Source organism: Streptomyces sp. NPDC050617 (genome assembly GCF_040654795.1).
Lineage (GTDB): Bacteria > Actinomycetota > Actinomycetes > Streptomycetales > Streptomycetaceae > Streptomyces.
Map to the genome: position 1 here is coordinate 103631 of NZ_JBFAIS010000011.1, position 18414 is coordinate 122044.

The window sequence follows — 18414 nt, forward strand, 5'->3', positions numbered from 1 at the left end:
AATTACGTAAGATCTGGCAAGTCCAGTGACGGAAACGCCGACGGCCCGCCCCCAGCGCGGGGGCGGGCCGTCGGTGCGTGCTGCGGGGGACGGTTGTCAGGTCAGCAGGCCCGGGATGGTGGATTCGTGGGCCTCGCGGAGCTCCGACAGGGGGAGGGTGAACTGGTCCTGGACGGTGATGTCCGTGCCGTCGATCACGCCGATGCGGGTGGCGGGGAGGCCGCGGGCGCCGCACATGTCGTTGAAGCGGAGTTCCTCGCTGCGGGGGACCGCGACGATGGCGCGGCCCGCCGACTCGGAGAAGAGGAAGACGAAGGGGTCCAGGCCGTCGGGGACGACGATCCGGGCGCCCTTGCCGCCGCGCAGGCAGGACTCGACGAGGGCCTGGATCAGGCCGCCGTCGGAGAGGTCGTGCGCCGCGTCCGCCATGCCGTCGCGGGAGGCGGAGATCAGGATCTCCGCGAGCAGCTTCTCCCGCTCCAGGTCCACCTGGGGCGGCAGCCCGCCGAGGTGGTTGTGGACGACCTGGGACCAGGCCGATCCGCCCAGTTCCTCCTTCGTGTCGCCGAGGAGGTAGATCAGCTGGCCCTCCTCCGCGAACGCGACCGGCGTGCGGCGGCTGACGTCGTCGATGACGCCGAGCACCGCGACCACCGGCGTCGGGTGGATGGCCGTGTCCCCGGTCTGGTTGTAGAGGGAGACGTTGCCGCCGGTCACCGGGGTGCCGAGCGCCAGGCAGCCGTCCGCGAGGCCGCGCGTGGCCTCGGCGAACTGCCACATGACGGCCGGGTCCTCGGGCGAGCCGAAGTTGAGGCAGTCGGAGACGGCGAGCGGCTTGGCGCCCGAGGCGGCGACGTTGCGGTACGACTCGGCCAGCGCCAGCTGCGCGCCCGTGTACGGGTCGAGCTTCGCGTAGCGGCCGTTGCCGTCCGTGGCGATCGCGACGCCGAGGTTGGTGTCCGCGTCGATGCGGACCATGCCGGAGTCCTCCGGCTGCGCCAGCACCGTGTTGCCCTGCACGAACCGGTCGTACTGGTCCGTCACCCAGGACTTCGACGCCTGGTTCGGGGACGAGACGAGCTGGAGGACCTGCGCCCGCAGCCCGTCGCCGGTGGCCGGGCGCGGCAGCTTCGCGGCGTCGTCGGCCTGGAGCGCGTCCTGCCACTCGGGACGGGCGTACGGACGCTCGTACACCGGGCCGTCATGCGCGACGGAGCGCGGCGGCACGTCCACGATCTGCTCGCCGTGCCAGAAGATCTCCAGCTGCGAACCCTCCGTCACCTCGCCGATGACGGTGGCGATGACGTCCCACTTCTCGCAGATCTCCAGGAAGCGGTCGGCCTTGTCGGGCTCGACGATCGCGCACATGCGTTCCTGCGACTCGCTCATGAGGATCTCCTCGGGCGAGAGGGAGGAGTCGCGCAGCGGCACGGTGTCCAGCTCCACGCGCATGCCGCCGCTGCCGGCGCTGGCCAGCTCCGAGGTGGCGCAGGACAGGCCCGCGCCGCCGAGGTCCTGGATGCCCGCGACGAGCTTCTCGGCGAAGATCTCCAGGGTGCACTCGATGAGGAGCTTCTCCTGGAACGGGTCGCCTACCTGGACGGCGGGCCGCTTCGCGGGCTTCGCGTCATCGAAGGTCTCGCTCGCCAGCACCGAGACGCCGCCGATGCCGTCGCCGCCGGTCCGGGCCCCGTACAGGATGACCTTGTTGCCCGTGCCGGACGCCTTCGCGAGGTGGATGTCCTCGTGCTTCATGACGCCGATGCAGCCGGCGTTGACCAGCGGGTTGCCCTGGTAGCAGGGGTCGAAGACGACCTCTCCGCCGATGTTGGGCAGGCCCAGGCAGTTGCCGTAGCCGCCGATGCCCGCGACGACGCCCGGCAGGACGCGCTTGGTGTCGGGGTGGTCGGCGGCGCCGAAGCGCAGCGGGTCCACGACGGCGACGGGGCGCGCACCCATGGCGAGGATGTCGCGGACGATGCCGCCGACGCCGGTGGCCGCGCCCTGGTAGGGCTCGACGTACGAGGGGTGGTTGTGCGACTCGACCTTGAAGGTGACCGCGTAGCCCTGGCCGACGTCGACGACGCCCGCGTTCTCGCCGATGCCGACGAGCATCGCGTCGTTGGCGGGGGCCTTCTCGCCGAACTGCTTCAGGTGGACCTTGCTGCTCTTGTACGAGCAGTGCTCGGACCACATGACGGAGTACATGGCCAGCTCGGCGCCGGTCGGGCGGCGGCCGAGGATCTCGCGGATACGCGCGTACTCGTCCGGCTTCAGCCCGAGTTCGGCCCACGGCTGCTCGGCGTCGGGGGTCTGCTCGGCGTGTTTAACGGTGTCGAGAGTCATCAGGCGCTCACCAACTGCTTCAGGACCGAGGTGAAGAATCCGAGGCCGTCCGTGCGGCCGGTGCCGATCAGCGGCTCCACCGCGTGCTCGGGGTGCGGCATCAGGCCGACGACGTTGCCCGCCGCGTTGGTGATGCCGGCGATGTCGCGCAGCGATCCGTTGGGGTTCATCCCGAGATACCGGAATGCGACGCGCCCCTCGGCCTCCAGCTCGTCCAGGGTGCGCTCGTCGGCGACGTACCGGCCGTCGATGTTCTTCAGCGGGACACTGATTTCCTGCCCGGGCTCGTACATGTTCGTCCAGGCCGTCTCCGCGTTCTCCACCCGGAGCCGCTGGTCGCGGCAGATGAAGTGCAGATGGTTGTTGCGCAGCATCGCGCCGGGCAGCAGGTGCGTCTCGGTGAGGACCTGGAAGCCATTGCAGATGCCGAGTACCGGCAGCCCCTGCCGGGCGCCCTCGATGATCATCTCCATGACCGGCGAGAAACGCGAAATGGCGCCCGCGCGCAGGTAGTCGCCATAGGAGAAGCCGCCGGGCAGAACCACGGCGTCGACCTGCTTGAGGTCCTTGTCGCGGTGCCACAGCTCCACCGCCTCCGCGCCGGCCAGCCGGATCGCGCGCTGGGTGTCGCGGTCGTCGAGCGTGCCGGGGAAGGTGACCACGCCGATACGGACGTTGCCGAGGCCGGCGGGGCCCCCGGCGTTCGCGCTGGGGGTCGCGGTCATGAGTCGACCCGGACGGTGAAGTCCTCGATGACGGTGTTCGCGAGGAACGTCTCGGCCATCTCGCGGATGCGGGCGAGGGCGGCGTCGTCCAGCGGGCCCTCCACTTCGAGTTCGAAGCGCTTGCCCTGACGGACGTCGGCGATCCCCTCGAAACCCAGGCGTGGCAGTGCACGGTGCACCGCCTGCCCCTGCGGGTCGAGGATCTCCGGCTTGAGCATGACGTCGACTACGACGCGTGCCACTGGCACTCCCGGTGGTGTGGTGCGTAAGGCGGTCCCGCCAGCGTACCCGCCCGAAAAGTCTACTCGCGTAGATACGATGGGGTCTTCACCGGCCCAACTCCCGCCGCACGGTCGCGTTCAGGCAGCGCCGCGCGTAAGCGCCGGGGAAAATTCCGGGAAAAACGTACTGTCCGGATTGCGGAGGGACACGCGGGCGGAATTAACTGGGCTTCACAATGCAATGTCTGTCGCTGTACAAATGAAAAAGCATTGATCCGGAACAACCGACCCCATCGCATCTCCGCACGTCCTCGTGGAGCTGCTGGCCGAAAGGACCGATTTTCGTGGCGCAGCGCGTAGTGGTCACACTCTCCGACGACATCGACGGCGGGGAAGCCGCGGAGACGGTCGCCTTCGGCCTCGACGGTAAGTCGTACGAGATCGACCTCAACACCGCCAATGCGAAGAAACTGCGCGTGGCCCTCGCCCCCTACCTGGAGGCCGGCCGCAAGCAGTCCCGCTCCGGCAAGGTCTACCGGCGCACCGCCGTCGCCCCCGACCCGGCCGCCGTGCGCGCCTGGGCCCGCTCGAACGGCATGGACGTGCCGCCCCGCGGCCGCATCCCCAAGAAGGTCTACGAGGCCTTCAACGCCGCCGCCTGAGCCGATTTGCATGACACCCCAGGTGATCCGCTACAGTCTGGAGCACACCGAGGGGCCGGGCCGGAAAAGCCAGGACTCACGGATCACGCGGGTGTAGCTCAGTAGTAGAGCGCCCCCTTTCCAAGGGGGAGGCGCAGTGTGCGATTCCTGTCACCCGCTCTCATCTCCTTGTTCCACGCGAGTGGATCAGCGGGGTTGATGGAAGTGCCGGTCAGTGCGAGCTGACCGGTCGCGTGCGGACGTAGCTCAGTTGGTAGAGCACCACCTTGCCAAGGTGGATGTCGCGAGTTCGAGTCTCGTCGTCCGCTCAGAGAATGAAGGCCCGGTCTCCTGGAGACCGGGCCTTCGTCGTGTTCACGGCCCCTCCCGTAATCCCGCCCCGTATACCCGTCTCGCATACCTGGCCCGTATGTCCGCCACCCCGGGCATATGACATTCGTCAGTCGCACTGATGACAGCTCGCACTGACCATGACGCCGGCCGCACGAAACCCTTGAACCATGGACATCGGGGAGAACGTGATCGACGTCACCGGGCTGCGCCGCCGCTACGGGCCGCCCGGGGACGGCAAGAAGAGTTTCGAGGCGGTGCGGGACATCTCGTTCCGCGTGGGGCGCGGTGAGCTGTTCGCGCTGCTCGGGACGAACGGGGCGGGCAAGACCTCCACGGTGGAGCTGATCGAGGGCCTGGCCCGGCCGAGCGGCGGCTCGGTGCGGGTGCTGGGCCACGATCCGTACGGGGAACGGCGGATGGTGCGGCCCCGGATCGGGGTGATGCTCCAGGAGGGCGGATTCCCGGCCGAGTTGACGGTGGCCGAGACCGTACGGATGTGGGCCGGGTGCACGACGGGGGCGCGGCCGGTGGACGAGGCGCTGGACCTGGTGAAGCTGGCGGACCGGCGGAGCGTGCGGGTCAAGCAGCTCTCCGGCGGCGAGCGCCGCCGGCTGGACCTGGCGCTGGCGCTGCTGGGCCGGCCCGAGGTGCTCTTCCTCGACGAGCCGACGACCGGGCTCGACCCGGAGGCCCGGCACGAGACCTGGCGGCTGGTGCGGGAGCTCCGCGAGAACGGCACGACCGTCCTGCTGACCACGCACTACCTGGAGGAGGCCGAGGAGCTGGCCGACCGGGTGGCGATCATGGACAAGGGACGAATCGCGGCCTCCGGGACGCTCGCCGACGTGATCGCCGCGCACCCGGCCCGGATTCGCTTCTCGCTGCCCGAGGGCTGGTTCGTCGGCGATCTGCCGCCGCTGGGCGAGCTGGGCGTGGACGACTACACGGAGACCGACCGGGGCGTCGAGCTGCGTACCCGTGAGCTCCAGCGGGCGCTGACCGGGCTGCTGCTCTGGGCACGGGAGAAAAACGTGGAGCTGACCGGGCTGGACCCGCGGACCGCCTCGCTGGAAGAGGCGTTCCTGTCGATCGCGGGGAGGGCCGCCTGATGGCTGTGACGGAACGCGGGGAAGCGGTGCGGACGGCGGCGGGGGCGGCTCCCCGGAGCGCGGCGGCCGTCACGGCGACGCGGATGCTGGCGCTGGGGCGCGCCGAGGCGACGCTGATGAGCCGCAACAAGACCGCGCTGTACATGGCGCTGCTGATGCCGGTCTTCATGGTGTGGGCGATGCGCTCCGCGACGGCGAAGATCGACATCGCGAAGACCGGGATGTCGGTCAACGAGACGTCGCTGACCGGGGCGTTCGGCTTCGTGCTGATCTTCGCCGTCTACCAGAACCTGTCCGGCGCGTTCGTCGCCCGGCGCGAGGAGCTGGTGCTCAAGCGGCTCCGTACGAGCGAGGCGAGCGACCCGGAGATCCTGGCCGGTTCCGCGCTGCCCGCCGTGGGGCTGGCGCTCGCGCAGTGCGTGGTGCTGCTGGTGGCCGGTGCGGCCTGGCTCCACCTGCGCGTACCGGCCCGGCCCGACCTGCTGATCGCCGGGTTCGTGCTGGGCGTCGTCCTGTTCGTGGCGCTGGCCGCCGTGACCGCCGCGGGCGCGAAGACGGCGGAGAGCGCGCAGCTGCTGTCGATGCCGCTGCTGCTCCTCTCGGTGGCGGGCTCGGGGATGGTCGTGCCGCTGACGGTCATGCCGGACGTCGTCGGGGACGTCTGCAAGCTGCTGCCGATGACGCCCGTCGTGGAGCTGATGCGCGGCGGCTGGCTCGGGACTCTCGGGCTGTACGAGGCGCTGGGGTACCTGGGGACCGCGCTGGCCTGGGTCGTACTGGCCGTGTTTGCTGTACGGAAGTGGTTCCGCTGGGAATCGCGGCGGTGAGGGGCCGGCGGGGCCGGCCCGGCAGGGAGTAGGGGGCGCATGTTCGGGCGAGGGGCGCGGCGGGTGCGGTGGCGGGAGAGGTCTAAGGTCTCGAAGGTCGACTGCTACACGCGGTGGACGCTGTACGGGTTCCCGTGGTTCTTCTTCGCCCTGGGCGCCCCCGCGCTGCTCGCCGACAGCGAGCAACCTGTCCTGGCGGGCGCGTTGATCGCGCTGTGCCTCGTGCACTGCGTGTTCGGGGTCGGGCTGACCCGGCGGGCGCTCGCCTGCTACCTCGGCCAGGGCGAGGCCCCGTGGCGGCGGCTGGCGGTCCACGCGGTGCCGCTGCTGGGCTCGCTGGCCATCCTGGTGGCGCTCGTCGCGCACGGGGAGCCCAAGCACCCCTCCGGGGGCGGATGGGTGCCGATCGCGAGCCTGCTGCCGGTCGCCGGGGCGGTGTGTCTGATGGTGCGGCTGCGTACGTACGTCCTCGGCTGCGCCGTCGCGGCGGTACTGGCGGCCTTGGCGTTCCTTCCGGCCGGCGTCGGCAGGGCCGGGCTGATGGCCGTGGCGCTGGTCACCTTCGTCGTGGGGCTGTGGGTGGCCTCCGTGGTGCGCTGCTCCGGGTGGCACCTGTCCGTGGTGTGGGAGACGGAGGCCGCGCGCGAGACGCAGGCGCGGCTGGCGGTCGCGGAGGAGCGGCTGCGGTTCGGGCGGGACATGCACGACGTGATGGGCCGCAACCTCGCGGTGATCGCCCTCAAGAGCGAGCTGGCGGTGCAGCTCGCGCGGCGCGGGTCGCCCGCCGCGCTGGACGAGATGACCGAGGTGCAGCGGATCGCGCGGGAGTCCCAGCGGGAGGTGCGGGACGTGGTGCGCGGCTACCGCGAGGCCGATCTGCACACGGAGCTGGCGGGCGCGCGGAGCGTGCTGGCCGCCGCCGGGATCGACTGCCGGGTCGACATGGACGCGGTCGGCACGGCGGCGGGCGCCCGGACCACGGCGCAGTACGGGACCGGGGCCGGCGGCGGGGGCGCGCTGCCGGAGGCGGTGCAGTCGGCGCTGGGCTGGGTCGTACGGGAGGGCACGACGAATGTGCTGCGTCACGCCGAGGCGTTGCACTGCGCGGTGCGGGTGTCGGTGACAGCCGGGTCCGGGGCCGGGGCCGATGGGGGCGTGGCCGTGCTCGTGATGGACAACGACGGGGTGGTGGCGGGGGCCGCGTCCGGCGGGGGCGGTTCGGGGCTGAACGGGCTGCGGGAGCGTCTCGCGGACCTCGACGGCACGGTCGTGGCCGAGCATCGGGCGGGGGGCTCGTTCCGGCTGACGGCGCGGGTGCCGTTGGGCGCGGGGGCGGCCGGGGACGGGGATGGCTGGGAAAGCGGCGGGGACGGCGGCAGGGTCGGCGGCGGGGAGGCCGCCCTGCCGTACGCCCCGGTGGAGTCGGCCGGTCGCCGTCCCGCCCTCCGGGGCGCGGCCCGCAGGCTGCCCCGGCTTCGGCTCGGGGGGCGGAACAGCCTACGGGGCGGCGCGGCGGAGGGCGCTCCGTAGCGGCGGGGAACGGGCGGAACGGGGCATCGGGTACGGCGCGGGCAGTTGGAGGAGAGCGGGTCATGGGAGCGAACAGGTCGGCCGATGGGCCGGGAGCGGCGGGCGGATTGAGCGCGGGGGCGGCCCAGGGGCCGGGCGCGGGGGCGGTCGGGGGCGCGGGGGCGGTTATTCGGGTGCTGCTCGCCGACGACGAGCACTTGATCCGAGGGGCGTTGGCCGCGTTGCTGCGGCTGGAGGACGATCTCCAGGTCGTCGCCGAGGCCGCGACCGGGCCGGAGGCGGTGGCCATGGCGCGGGCGCACCGGCCGGACGTGGCGGTATTGGATCTTCAGATGCCGGGGGCGGACGGTGTGAAGGTCGCCACATCCCTGCGGGCCGAACTGCCCGCCTGCCGCACCATGATCGTGACGAGCCACGGGCGGCCCGGCCATCTGAAGCGGGCGCTGGAGGCGGGGGTGCGGGGGTTCGTACCCAAGACCGTTTCGGCGCAGCGGCTCGCCGAGATCATCCGTACCGTGCACGCCGGAAGCCGTTATGTGGACCCGGAATTGGCAGCTGACGCCATCAGTTCGGGGGACTCCCCGCTGACCGCCCGGGAGGCCGAACTGCTGGAGCTGGCGGAGAACGGGGCGCCGATCGCGGAGATCGCCGAGCGGGCCGGACTGACCCAGGGAACCGTCCGCAACTACCTCTCGGCGGCCGCCGCGAAACTCGGTGCGGAGAACCGTCATGCCGCAGCACGCACAGCGCGCGCTCAAGGTTGGCTATAGTTGGTTCCGCACCGCACGCACAGCGCGGCGCACGCGGACGTAGCTCAGTTGGTAGAGCACCACCTTGCCAAGGTGGATGTCGCGAGTTCGAGTCTCGTCGTCCGCTCAGAGAGTGAAGGCCCCAGCCGTTCAGCGGCTGGGGCCTTCGGCATTCTCGGGCAGGAATCCGCCGGTGGACCCGCCGGGGAAGCGCAGGCGGAAGCGGGCGCCGCCGCCCTCGGCCTGTTCGGCGGTGAGTTCCGCGCCGTGCGCGCGGGCGATCTGGCGGGCCATGGCGAGCCCGAGGCCGGAGCCGGGCAGTGCGCGGGCCTGGCGGGAGCGGTAGAAGCGGTCGAAGACGTACGGGAGGTCCTCGGCGGCGATGCCGCGGCCGTGATCGCGCACGGTGAGATCGAGGCCGCCGCCGTACGAGCCGGTGAGGGCGACCTCGACCGCGCCGCCGGGCGGGCTGAACTTGGCCGCGTTGTCGAGGAGGTTGGAGATCAACCGCGCGAGGCGGGCGGGGACGCCGGGGACGGTCGCCGGGCCCGTAACCTCTGCCGCTCCTGCCTCTGTCCCTGTCCCTGCCCCCGTGCTCGTACCCGTGCCCGTGCCCGTACCGACGGCGGCGAGCGTCACCGTGAACGGCGTGTCCGGCCAGTGTTCGCGGGCCTGCTCGACGCAGCGTCGCGCGAGGAGGTCCAGCCGGACCTGTTCGACGAGCGGCTGCGGCTCCTCCTCGCGGGCCAGCTCGATCAGGTCGTTGACCAGGCCGGTGACCTCGCGGAGCTGGCGGCCGAGCGCGCCCGCGGCCCGGTCGCGCTGGGCGGCGGAGAGCCGTTCGGCGCGGGCGAGGAGTTCGGCGTTGGTGCGCAGCGCGGTGAGCGGGGTGCGCAGTTCGTGGGAGGCGTCGGCGACGAGGCGGCGCTGGGCCGCCACCGACTGCTCCAGCTCGCCGAGCATGGTGTTGAAGCTGTCGGCGAGGCGGGTGATCTCGTCCTGGCGGCGGGCCTCGTAGGGGGCGAGTTCGATGCGGTGGGCGGGGTCGCGGGTGGCGGCGATGCGTTCGGCGGTGGCGGTGAGGCGGGTGACGGGGCGCAGGGCCGTACGGGAGGCGAAGTAGCCGAGGACCGCGGCGAGCAGCACGCCCGCGCCGCCGACCGCGCCGAGCAGCAGGCCCGCCTGCCGGACGCCCTTCTCGACGATGTCGGAGCGGATCGCGACCTGGAGCGCGCGGTCGTTCTTGGTGCGGGTGGTGAGCATGCGCAGCGGGTGGCCCTGGTGGGTGATGTCGCTGTAGTACGCGCCGCGGTCGCCGGCGGCGACCTGCCGGGTGGCTTCGGTGACGGGCAGGGCCAGCTTGCCGGGGGCGCCGGTCTTCCCGGGGTCGGCGGGGACGATCTGCGCGCAGGCGGGGGCGGAGAGCCAGCGGCAGTCGCTTTGCAGCGCGCCGGTCTTACCGCTCCAGTCCTCCTGTTTGATCAGCGTGGACTGCTGGGTGAGCTGGAGGTCCAGCTGCCGTACGAGCTCGTAGCGGATGACGACGTACGCGGCGGCGAGCACGCCGAGGGCGACGAGGGCGACGGCGGCGGAGGTGACGAGGGCGAGGCGGGTGCGGAGGGGGCTGCGGCTGAGGGGGCTGCGGCTCAGGGGGCTGCGGCGGCTCAGCGGGGCGCGCCGGTGGCCGCCGCTCACCGTTCGGCCAGCAGGTAGCCGATGCCGTGCACGGTGTGGACGAGTCGGGACGCGCCGTCCGCCTCCAGCTTGCGGCGCAGGTAACCGACGTACACGGCAAGGGAGTTGGAGTCCGGCCCGAAGTCCGTACCCCAGACGAGCTGCTGGATCGTCTCGCGGGGCAGCACCTGGCCGGGGTGGCGCAGCAGGACTTCGAGCAGGGTGAACTCGGTGCGGGTGAAGTCGATGCGGTGGCCGCCCCGCCGGCCGGTGCGGGTGACGGGGTCGACGGTGAGGTCGGCGAAGGCCAGCTCCGCCTCGTCCGGCGGCGGCAGGGCGGCGGAGGCGCGGCGCAGCAGGGCGCGCAGCCGGGCGAAGAGCTCGTTCAGCGCGAAGGGCTTGACGAGGTAGTCGTCGGCTCCGGCGTCGAGGCCCGCGACGCGGTCGGAGACGGCGTCGCGGGCGGTGAGCACGAGTACGGGCGTACGGTCGCCCATCTCACGCAGCCGGCGGCAGACGGCGAGGCCGTCGAGCACGGGCATCGCGAGGTCGAGGACGATGGCGGCGGGCGGGGCGGCGGCGATGGCGGAGAGCGCTTCGAGGCCGTCGGCGGCGGAGCGGACCGCATACCCTTCGACGGTGAGCCCGTCGACGACGGCGGCGAGCACCTCGGGGTCGTCGTCCACGGCGAGGATGTCGGGCGGGACATCCACTCGGTCAAGGGGCCCCGGGGGCTGCGCGTCGGGCATGGGCGGGGCCTCTCACGTGGGTGCGTTTCCACGCATACCTTGGCAGAACGGTTCTTAAAACCCTCTTAGAGCAGCTCGCGACGCTGCCTCCATGGCTACAGCACACGACACCCACGGGCCGCGCGGCCCGCTCTCGGTGATCGTCGGGGCGGGCGGCACCGGCGGGCACATCTATCCCGGACTGGCCGTCGCCGACGCGATCCGGCGGGCCGAACCGGATGCCGTGATCAGCTTCATCGGCACGGAACGGGGGCTGGAGACCCGGCTGGTCCCGGCCGCCGGATACCGGCTGCACACCGTCGACATGATCCCCTTCGACCCCTCGCTCGGCTCGCGCCGCTTCCTCCTCCCGGCGGATCTGCTGCGCTCCGGGCGGCAGGCCCGGCGGCTGATCGAGGCGCAGGGCGCGGAGGTCGTCGTCGGCATGGGCGGCTATCCGAGCGCGCCCGCCGTGCTCGGGGCGCGGCTGGCCGGGCGGCCCTCGCTCGTCCACGAGTCCAACGCGGTGCCGGGGCGCGCCAACCGGTTCGCGACCGCGCTGACCCGCAATGTGGCGCTGGCCTTCGACCGCAGCCGCGAGCATCTGCCGACGAAGGCCGCCCTGTCCGCCGAGACGGTCGGGATGCCGCTGGTGGGGGCGGTGGCCGGGCTGGACCGGGCGGCGCTGCGCGCCGAGGCGCGAGCGGAGTTCGGGGTGCCGGAGGGCGCGCGGCTGGTGCTGTTCAACGGCGGCAGCCTGGGCGCGGCGCGGCTGACGGAGGCCGCGGTGGAGCTGGCGCGGCGGTGGCGGTTCCGGCCGGACGTACGGCTGGTGATCAAGACCGGGCCGCAGGCGCTGGACGCGGTACGGGCGCGGCTCGTCGCGGACGGCTGCGCCGAGTCGGCGCGGGCCGTCGGCTATCTGGACCGGATGGATCTCGCGTACGCGGCGGCCGACTTGGTGGTGTGCCGGGCGGGTTCGGCGACGGTCGCCGAGCTGTCGAGCGTACGGATGCCGGCCGTCCTCGTCCCGTATCCGCACGCGCCGCACGACCACCAGACGCACAACGCGCGGGTGCTCTCCGACGCGGGGGCCGGGCTGCTGCTGCCGGACGGCGAGACGAGTGGTGCGCGCCTGGCCGAACTGGTCGAACCGCTGCTGGCCGAGCCGGCGCGGCTGGCGGCGATGAGCGCGGCGGCGGACCCGGGCACGCACGCGCGGGCGGCCGAGCTGATGGCGGGGTGGGTGCTGCGGCTGGCGGGGCGGGCCCCGTCCGCCCCGCTTTCCGACACTTTCACTGAGAGGACACACGCATGAACGCGCGCATGGACGCACGCATGGACGCACTGACGGACGAGAGCAGTTGGGCCGGTCGTACGGTCCTGGTCACCGGCGCCGAGGGCTTCATCGGCTCGACGCTCGTGGACCTGCTGGTGGAGCGCGGGGCGCGGGTGCGGGCGCTCGTGCACTACAAGCCGTACGCGGAGCGCGGGTACCTCGCGCGCTATCTCGCGGTGGGCTCCCCCGTCGAGATGGTGGCGGGGGACGTTCGGGACGCGGGGCGGGTGATGGACGCGGTCGCCGGGTGCGACACGGTGTTCCATCTGGCGGCGCTGATCGGGATTCCGTACAGCTATGAGGCGCCCGAGGCGTATGTGCAGACCAATGTGGTCGGTACGCAGAATGTCGCCGCCGCGTGCCGGCGGCATGGGGTGCGGCGGATGGTGCACACCTCGACCAGTGAGGTGTACGGGACCGCGCTGACGGCGCCGATCAGCGAAGCGCACCCGTTGCAGCCGCAGTCGCCGTACTCCGCCTCGAAGATCGGCGCGGACATGATGGCGCTGTCGTACGCGCACGCCTTCGAGCTGCCGGTGACGGTCGTACGGCCCTTCAACACGTACGGCCCCAGGCAGTCCGCGCGCGCCGTCATCCCTGCCATCCTGGCCCAACTGCACTCCGGCGCCCGCGAGATCAGGCTCGGCTCGACGACGCCGACCCGCGACTTCACGTATGTCACCGACACCGCCGAGGGGTTCCTCGCGATGGCCGAGTGCGACCGCGCGGTCGGGCACGTCGTCAATCTGGGCACGGGCCGCGAGATCTCCATCGGCGACCTCGCCGAGTCCCTGATCAAGGCGTCCGGGCGGGACGCGGAGGTCGTCGTGGACACCGGGCGGCTGCGGCCGGGCGGGAGCGAGGTGGAGCGGCTTCTCTCGGACAACTCCCGTGCCGCGGAGTGGGCGGGGTGGGAGCCTCGGGTGGGGCTGGCGGAGGGGCTGGAGCGGACGTCGGAGTGGGTCCGCGCCAACATTCGGCTGTTCGCCGGGGACCGGTACCAGGTCTGAGGCCGCCGCCGGGGTCCGACGCGGCGCTCCCACCCGGGGCTCCGCCCCGGACCCCGGTCCTCAAACGCCGGACGGGCTGGATCGGATGCCGCCCGTCCTCGATCGCGGGACGGGCCGGATCGGCGCGGACCGCGCCGCTACCCCCAAGGCGTCCCCGTGAGCCGCTCGTACGCCTCCACGTACTTGGCGCGGGTCTGTTCCACCGTTTCCTTCGGGAGCGGCGGCGGGGGCTGTTCGCCGTGGCGGTCCCAGCCGGAGGCGGGGGAGGTGAGCCAGTCGCGGATGTACTGCTTGTCGAAGGACGCCTGGCGGCGGCCGGGCTGCCACTGGTCGGCGGGCCAGAAGCGGGACGAGTCGGGGGTGAGGGCCTCGTCCGCCAGGATGAGCTGGTCGCCGTCGAAGCCGAACTCGAACTTCGTGTCGGCGAGGATGATGCCCCGCTCGCGCGCGATGTCGCGGGCGCGGGTATACACGGCGAGCGTGGTCTGGCGGAGCTGGGCGGCGGTCTCGGGGCCCACCTGCCGGGCCACTTCCTCGTAGCTGACGTTCTCGTCGTGCTCGCCGACCTCGGCCTTCGTCGCCGGGGTGAAGATCGGCGACGGCAGCTCGGACCCGTCCACCAGCCCCTCCGGCAGCGCGAGCCCGCAGACCGTACGGGTCTTCTCGTACTCCACCAGGCCGGAGCCCGTGAGGTAGCCGCGCGCCACGCACTCGACCTGCACCATGTCCAGGGACTTGCAGACGAGCGTGCGGCCCTCCCAGTCGGCGGGCGCGCCCGCCGGGAGGTCGGTGGACAGGACGTGGTTCGGCACCAGGTCCGCGAGCTTGTCGAACCACCACAGGGAGAGCTGTGTGAGCACCCGCCCCTTGTCGGGGATCTCGGTGGGCAGCACCCAGTCGTAGGCGGAGGTGCGGTCGCTGGCGACCATCACCAGCTCGCCGGTGTCGTTGTGGTAGAGGTCGCGAACCTTTCCGGTGTGCAGATGCACAAGACCCGGCACCTCTACGGGATCGGGCTTCTCGACGAATCCGGACACGAATCCTCCCGGTGGGTTGCTCCAAGGCCCCCGATTCTTCCCTACTCCGCCGCCCGACTTCCCGCGAGGGTCACTCCGATGCCTGTGACGACGGCCAGACCCGCGGCGGAAAGGAAGATCGCGGCGGGGTCGAAGGGGCCGCTGAGGAGCGTGAAGCCGTACGGGGCGAAGAAGCCCAGGTAGGCGAGGACCCAGAACCGGGAGGTGAGCCGGGCCAGCGCGCCGGGCGGCGCGAGCAGGGCGACCTCCGTGAGCCCGTACGTCACGCAGAGCCCGTACCCCGCCCCGATCAGCGCGGCGGCGACCAGCCCGAGGGCCGGGTCGGCGTGTGCGACGGCGAACGCCGCCACGAGCAGGCCGACGGCCACCGCCGCCATCCCGGCCACCGCCGTCCCCATCCGGTGGCGGGCGGCCAGGCGGCGCGCCAGCGGCTGCACCAGCAGCCCGCTCCCCGGCGTGACGGCCGTGGCGACCCCCGCGTACACGGTCCGCCAGCCGTCCAGGCCCCCGTCGACGAGCCCCGGCAGCGTCGCGAACGCGAGCGTCGGCGCCGCGAACACCCACGGGGCCACCGGGGCCACCAGCTTCAGGAAGCGCCCTCCCGTTCGTCCCGTGGCGGGGGCGAGGGCGGGGGCCTGTGCCGCCGGGCCCGCGCCGCTCGTCTCGCGCGCGCCGAACGCCGTCGCCCCCGCCGCCGCCGACAGCACCAGATGCGGCACGTACGCCGTGACCATCGGGTACGGCGCCCACTCCGCGAGCAACGACGCCGCGAGGCCGCCCGTCGCGAACCCTGCCGAGAGGAAGAGCCCCGAGCGGCGCGCGGCGACGCCCGGCGCGGCCGTGGTGCCGTGCGGCGGCGAGGACAGCTCCTTGATCCACACGCTGCCCGCCGTGAGCAGCGCCCCCGCCCCGAGACCGGTCAGGAACCGCCCCGGCCACAGCAGCCACACGGCCCCCGCCCCCGCCATCAGCGTGCAGGTAGCGAGCGCGGAGAGGGCGAGCGCGCCCAGCGCGACCCGGCGGCGGCCGAGGCGGTCGGCGGCCGGGCTGCCGAGCAGCAGGCCGGGGATCAGGCCGATCACGTACACGGCGAAGAGGCCGGTGGTCGCGGCCGTGGACAGGCCCGCCCCGCCGCGGTACGCGCCGAGCAGCGCCGAGAACTGGTTGGCGCTCCAGCCCGACGCGGTCATGATCCAGCCGGCGCGCAGCCAGTCCCGGCGGGGGACGGAGGGCGCGGGGCCAGGGGCCGGGGCCGTCCCGGCCGCTGCGTTCAGATGGTCTGCGGACGTGCTCATGGCCGCATTTCTACGGGCCGCCCTCACCCGCCCGCACCAGCCGTTCAGGGATCGTGAACGGCGTTTCCCGGCGGCCCCGCGCCCCGCATACCGTGGAAGGCATGGATCTCCGCCGACTGTCCTCCTTCCTGGCGGTGGTCGAGGAAGGCCACTTCGGGCGGGCCGCGGCGCGGCTGTTCCTCTCCCCCGCCGCCGTCACCGGCCATGTGCAGCAGCTCGAACGCGACCTCGGCACGCCGCTCCTGCACCGCTCCCCCGTCGCCCCCACCCCCGCCGGCGAGCGCCTCGCCGGGCACGCCCGTACGCTCCTGGCCGCCGCCAACGCCGCCGTCGACGACGTCATGGAGGTCGCGCGGGGCCGCGAGGACGGCCGGCCGCTGCGCGTCGGCGTCATGGGTCACGGCTCCGCCGAGGTGACCCCGGCCGCCGTCAACGCCTTCCGGCGCGCCCGGCCCGAGACGCCGGTGGCGCTCGTGCAGCTGAACTTCACGGAGCACTCCAGCGCGCTGCACGAGGACCGGGTGGACGTCGCCTTCGTCCGGCCCGTACCGGACGACGAGCGGATCGCCGTGGACGTGCTGACCACCGAGCGGCGCATCGTCGGGGTCTCGGCGGCCTCGCCGCTCGCGGACGCGGCCGGCACCGGCGTGTACCTCGCGGACGTGCTCGACCTGCCGTTCCTGCGGCTGCCGCGCCATACGCCGCAGCCGTTCACGGACTATCTGTACTTCGCCGGGACACGCGGCGGCGACGCGCCCCGGCGGAGCCCGGACTGCGCGCTGACCCCGCAGGACATCCTCACCAGCGTGGCGTCGGGCCGCGGCGCGGGCTCCGGCCTGGAGTCCTTCGCGCGCTACTACCCGTGGCCCGGAGCGGTGTACGTGCCGGTGCTGGACGCGCCGTGGGCGCACAGCGTGCTGGCGACCCGCGCCGGGGACGGCAACCCGGAAGTGCGGATCTTCCGGGCGCTGACGGTGGCGCTGGCGCGCGAGCTGGGGGCGCGGGCCGGCGGATAGGGGGCGCGGGCCGGCGGATAGGGGCGCGGGCGGGAGCTCAGTCCCGCTTGCAGATCCGGTCGAGCAGATTGGCCGTGGCCCGCTGGATGCGCGCGTCCACATGGCCGGGGCGGTCCAGCGCCGGCGACCAGGCGAACGTGCCCGACGCGAAGACGAGGGCGCCGCTGGGCGCGCGGTACAGCGAGGTCTCCTGATACCGCGTGCTCCCCTCGCTGTCCTCGTACGGGGAGTGGGCGAGGAGGATGCGGCGGGTGTGCTCGGGCAGCGCCGTCCGCGGGTAGTAGCGGTCGGCCTCGCCCGCCACCAGGCCCGGCAGCTCCTCGCCCTCCCCCGCGCCCACCGCCTCCCACAGCCAGTGCCCGGCGTTCCGTACGACCATGGGCGCGGGCTCCGGGACGCGGCCCGCGTACTGGATGCCCAGCAGCTGCTGCTCGGGGGCGGCGATCTCGCGCCACAGGGCGGCGCGGCCGGGGCCGCGGCGCTTGCGGCAGGTCAGCAGGCGGTCGGGGGTACCGGCCGGCGAGGGGGCCAGCTCCACCTGCCAGTACATGGTGTTGGCGGAGAGGAAGACCAGCGAGGTGCCGGTGTCGCGGGCCTTCTCGACGGTGCGGCGCATGGGCGCGGACCAGTACTCGTCGTGGCCGGGGAAGACCAGGCCGCGATAGCGGGAGGCGTCGACGCGGCCGGCGTGCAGATCGCGGGTGTCGGCGTACGCGAGGTCGTAGCCGTACCGCTCGGCCCAGCGGATGAAGTCGTAGGCGTGCCCCACGTGCAGCGGCAGCCCCGCGCCCGCGTACGGGCGGTCGAAGGAGACCGTGACCGCGGCGTCCTCCTCGCCGAGGAGACGGCCGTCGTCGTCCCACGCGTGGTAGAGGCTGGCGCCCGTACGGCCGTCCTCGGGGTAGAGGTTGTACGCCTGCCAGGTGATGTCCGGGAGGACGAGCAGCAGGTCGGCGGGGTGGTCGTCGCGGACCGTGAACGGGATGTGGCTGCGGTGGCCGTCCTCGGTGGTGAGCACGGCGACGTACGCGCCGAGGTTCCAGTAGGTGGGGATCTGGAGCCGCCAGGAGAGCCACCAGTGGTGGCAGGAGACGGTCCGGTCGGCGGTGAGCGGGGGCGGCTGGACGATGCCGGAGAGCCGCGGGCTCGTGGTGATCTTCGAGGCGCCGTCGCCGCCGTAGTGCCCGATGCGGTAGATGTCCACGCTGAACTGCTGGGGCGGGTCCACGGTGATGCGGAAGTCGATGGCGTCGCCCGGCGCGGCGGAGCCCGTCGACGCGAAGCCCTTGATCTGGCGGTGGACATCGTCCGCCATGCGCGGACCGCGGGTCCGCGGCGCGGGGATCTTGGCCGCGCGGGCGGCCGGTCCGGCGCCCGGACCCGCGGCCGGGCCGTGCTCGACGTCCACGTACCAGGGGATGATCTGGCCGGTGTCGTCGAAGTAGTGCTCGCTCCCGCGCAGCCAGGGCACCGGGCCTTGGCCGAAGGGGTCCGAGACGGCATGTGCCAGCGCCCCCGACTCCCATCGGCGGATCTGCTCCGTTCCCACGTGCGTCCCCTCCCTGTGTCTCGCCGCGTCCCCGCCTACCGCTCCGCTGCCTCGCCCACTGTCGTGCTGTCTGTCGCGGTTGCCGCTACGCGCCGACTGTCGCTCCGTACCGATCAGGCCGTGCCGGACCCGGCCTTCGAAGGCAACGGGGCCCCAGCACATCACATAACGCACTCATATCGTCACCGCTTGTCGCTATTTTCTCGGCGGGTCGCCCGCCGACCGGGGGCCGCGCCGGGCGCTGGGCACCCTCGCGCTCCCCGG

The 18414-nt window shown here is 72.9% G+C and carries 16 protein-coding genes and 3 tRNA genes; 11 read left to right on the top strand and 8 right to left on the bottom strand.

Annotated elements, in window-relative coordinates:
- Positions 1-96: 96 nt before the first annotated feature.
- Genes purL through purS form a run of 3 tightly spaced genes read right to left on the bottom strand, consistent with a single transcriptional unit; the run spans position 97 to position 3313 of the window.
- Complete coding sequence (gene purL / locus AB0I49_RS17145; RefSeq protein ID WP_363227764.1) at positions 97-2346, bottom strand: phosphoribosylformylglycinamidine synthase subunit PurL; 2250 nt, start codon at positions 2344-2346, stop codon at positions 97-99.
- On the bottom strand, positions 2346-3071 hold the full coding sequence (gene purQ, locus AB0I49_RS17150) for a phosphoribosylformylglycinamidine synthase subunit PurQ (protein WP_363227765.1): 726 nt from the start codon (positions 3069-3071) through the stop codon (positions 2346-2348). Before purQ ends, purL begins: the two co-directional genes overlap by 1 nt.
- On the bottom strand, positions 3068-3313 hold the full coding sequence (purS, locus tag AB0I49_RS17155; protein WP_362160031.1) for a phosphoribosylformylglycinamidine synthase subunit PurS: 246 nt from the start codon (positions 3311-3313) through the stop codon (positions 3068-3070). Before purS ends, purQ begins: the two co-directional genes overlap by 4 nt.
- A 323-nt stretch (positions 3314-3636) precedes the next feature.
- Between purS and AB0I49_RS17160 the strand changes: the two genes are divergently transcribed.
- The 8 genes from AB0I49_RS17160 to AB0I49_RS17195 all read left to right on the top strand — a co-directional run bounded on the left by AB0I49_RS17160 (position 3637) and on the right by AB0I49_RS17195 (position 8629).
- On the top strand, positions 3637-3954 hold the full coding sequence (locus AB0I49_RS17160; RefSeq protein WP_363227766.1) for an Lsr2 family protein: 318 nt from the start codon (positions 3637-3639) through the stop codon (positions 3952-3954).
- An 87-nt stretch (positions 3955-4041) separates the two neighbouring features.
- Positions 4042-4113: transfer RNA gene (locus AB0I49_RS17165), tRNA-Gly, on the top strand.
- 76 nt (positions 4114-4189) lie between these two features.
- Positions 4190-4262: transfer RNA gene (locus AB0I49_RS17170), tRNA-Gly, on the top strand.
- A gap of 192 nt (positions 4263-4454) precedes the next feature.
- Positions 4455-5396 carry an ABC transporter ATP-binding protein gene (locus AB0I49_RS17175; protein WP_363227767.1) on the top strand — a complete coding sequence of 314 codons (942 nt, stop codon included), beginning with the start codon at positions 4455-4457 and terminating at the stop codon, positions 5394-5396.
- Positions 5396-6223, top strand: a complete 828-nt coding sequence (locus tag AB0I49_RS17180) for an ABC transporter permease (protein ID WP_363227768.1) — start codon at positions 5396-5398, stop codon at positions 6221-6223. Before AB0I49_RS17175 ends, AB0I49_RS17180 begins: the two co-directional genes overlap by 1 nt.
- Before the next feature lie 39 nt (positions 6224-6262).
- Positions 6263-7753, top strand: coding sequence for a histidine kinase (locus AB0I49_RS17185; RefSeq protein ID WP_363227769.1), 1491 nt, complete (start codon positions 6263-6265; stop codon positions 7751-7753).
- Between the two features lie 62 nt (positions 7754-7815).
- The gene (locus AB0I49_RS17190; protein ID WP_363227770.1) at positions 7816-8523 is read left to right on the top strand and encodes a response regulator transcription factor; all 708 of its coding nucleotides are present in this window, start codon (positions 7816-7818) and stop codon (positions 8521-8523) included.
- Positions 8524-8556: 33 nt separating this feature from the next.
- Positions 8557-8629 (top strand) — tRNA-Gly (locus tag AB0I49_RS17195).
- A gap of 23 nt (positions 8630-8652) precedes the next feature.
- On the opposite strand, the gene AB0I49_RS17200 is transcribed toward AB0I49_RS17195, so the two are convergent.
- Together AB0I49_RS17200 and AB0I49_RS17205 are read right to left on the bottom strand one after the other, a co-directional pair.
- Positions 8653-10152, bottom strand: a complete 1500-nt coding sequence (locus AB0I49_RS17200) for a HAMP domain-containing sensor histidine kinase (RefSeq protein ID WP_363227892.1) — start codon at positions 10150-10152, stop codon at positions 8653-8655.
- Positions 10153-10193: 41 nt separating this feature from the next.
- The gene (locus AB0I49_RS17205) at positions 10194-10889 is read right to left on the bottom strand and encodes a response regulator transcription factor (protein ID WP_363227771.1); all 696 of its coding nucleotides are present in this window, start codon (positions 10887-10889) and stop codon (positions 10194-10196) included.
- A 127-nt stretch (positions 10890-11016) separates the two neighbouring features.
- On the opposite strand from AB0I49_RS17205, the gene AB0I49_RS17210 reads away from it, so the two are divergent.
- Both AB0I49_RS17210 and AB0I49_RS17215 read left to right on the top strand, forming a co-directional pair.
- The gene (locus AB0I49_RS17210; protein WP_363227772.1) at positions 11017-12222 is read left to right on the top strand and encodes a UDP-N-acetylglucosamine--N-acetylmuramyl-(pentapeptide) pyrophosphoryl-undecaprenol N-acetylglucosamine transferase; all 1206 of its coding nucleotides are present in this window, start codon (positions 11017-11019) and stop codon (positions 12220-12222) included.
- Between the two features lie 20 nt (positions 12223-12242).
- Entirely contained in the window at positions 12243-13253 is a 1011-nt protein-coding gene (locus AB0I49_RS17215) for an SDR family NAD(P)-dependent oxidoreductase (protein ID WP_363227893.1), read from the top strand.
- A gap of 137 nt (positions 13254-13390) precedes the next feature.
- Here AB0I49_RS17215 and AB0I49_RS17220 read toward each other — a convergent pair whose 3' ends face one another.
- Together AB0I49_RS17220 and AB0I49_RS17225 are read right to left on the bottom strand one after the other, a co-directional pair.
- Positions 13391-14290: a phosphoribosylaminoimidazolesuccinocarboxamide synthase gene (locus tag AB0I49_RS17220; protein WP_363227773.1), complete on the bottom strand. Its 900-nt coding sequence runs from the start codon at positions 14288-14290 to the stop codon at positions 13391-13393.
- A 41-nt stretch (positions 14291-14331) separates the two neighbouring features.
- Positions 14332-15585 carry an MFS transporter gene (locus tag AB0I49_RS17225; protein ID WP_363227774.1) on the bottom strand — a complete coding sequence of 418 codons (1254 nt, stop codon included), beginning with the start codon at positions 15583-15585 and terminating at the stop codon, positions 14332-14334.
- A gap of 101 nt (positions 15586-15686) precedes the next feature.
- Here AB0I49_RS17225 and AB0I49_RS17230 point away from each other — a divergent pair, with 101 nt between their 5' ends.
- Positions 15687-16601, top strand: coding sequence for a LysR family transcriptional regulator (locus AB0I49_RS17230; protein ID WP_363227775.1), 915 nt, complete (start codon positions 15687-15689; stop codon positions 16599-16601).
- Positions 16602-16638: 37 nt separating this feature from the next.
- On the opposite strand, the gene AB0I49_RS17235 is transcribed toward AB0I49_RS17230, so the two are convergent.
- On the bottom strand, positions 16639-18150 hold the full coding sequence (locus tag AB0I49_RS17235) for a N,N-dimethylformamidase beta subunit family domain-containing protein (protein ID WP_363227776.1): 1512 nt from the start codon (positions 18148-18150) through the stop codon (positions 16639-16641).
- Between the last annotated feature and the right edge of the window lie 264 nt (positions 18151-18414).

What these genes read in the sequence shown, in the direction of transcription:
- AB0I49_RS17215 (WP_363227893.1), top strand. Translation starts at nt 12,243, where the DNA reads ATGGACGCACTGACGGACGAGAGCAGTTGGGCCGGTCGTACGGTCCTG.
- AB0I49_RS17225 (WP_363227774.1), bottom strand. Translation starts at nt 15,585, where the DNA reads ATGAGCACGTCCGCAGACCATCTGAACGCAGCGGCCGGGACGGCCCCG.
- AB0I49_RS17185 (WP_363227769.1), top strand. Translation starts at nt 6,263, where the DNA reads ATGTTCGGGCGAGGGGCGCGGCGGGTGCGGTGGCGGGAGAGGTCTAAG.
- AB0I49_RS17175 (WP_363227767.1), top strand. Translation starts at nt 4,455, where the DNA reads ATGGACATCGGGGAGAACGTGATCGACGTCACCGGGCTGCGCCGCCGC.
- AB0I49_RS17190 (WP_363227770.1), top strand. Translation starts at nt 7,816, where the DNA reads ATGGGAGCGAACAGGTCGGCCGATGGGCCGGGAGCGGCGGGCGGATTG.
- purL (WP_363227764.1), bottom strand. Translation starts at nt 2,346, where the DNA reads ATGACTCTCGACACCGTTAAACACGCCGAGCAGACCCCCGACGCCGAG.
- AB0I49_RS17210 (WP_363227772.1), top strand. Translation starts at nt 11,017, where the DNA reads ATGGCTACAGCACACGACACCCACGGGCCGCGCGGCCCGCTCTCGGTG.
- purQ (WP_363227765.1), bottom strand. Translation starts at nt 3,071, where the DNA reads ATGACCGCGACCCCCAGCGCGAACGCCGGGGGCCCCGCCGGCCTCGGC.
- AB0I49_RS17230 (WP_363227775.1), top strand. Translation starts at nt 15,687, where the DNA reads ATGGATCTCCGCCGACTGTCCTCCTTCCTGGCGGTGGTCGAGGAAGGC.
- AB0I49_RS17180 (WP_363227768.1), top strand. Translation starts at nt 5,396, where the DNA reads ATGGCTGTGACGGAACGCGGGGAAGCGGTGCGGACGGCGGCGGGGGCG.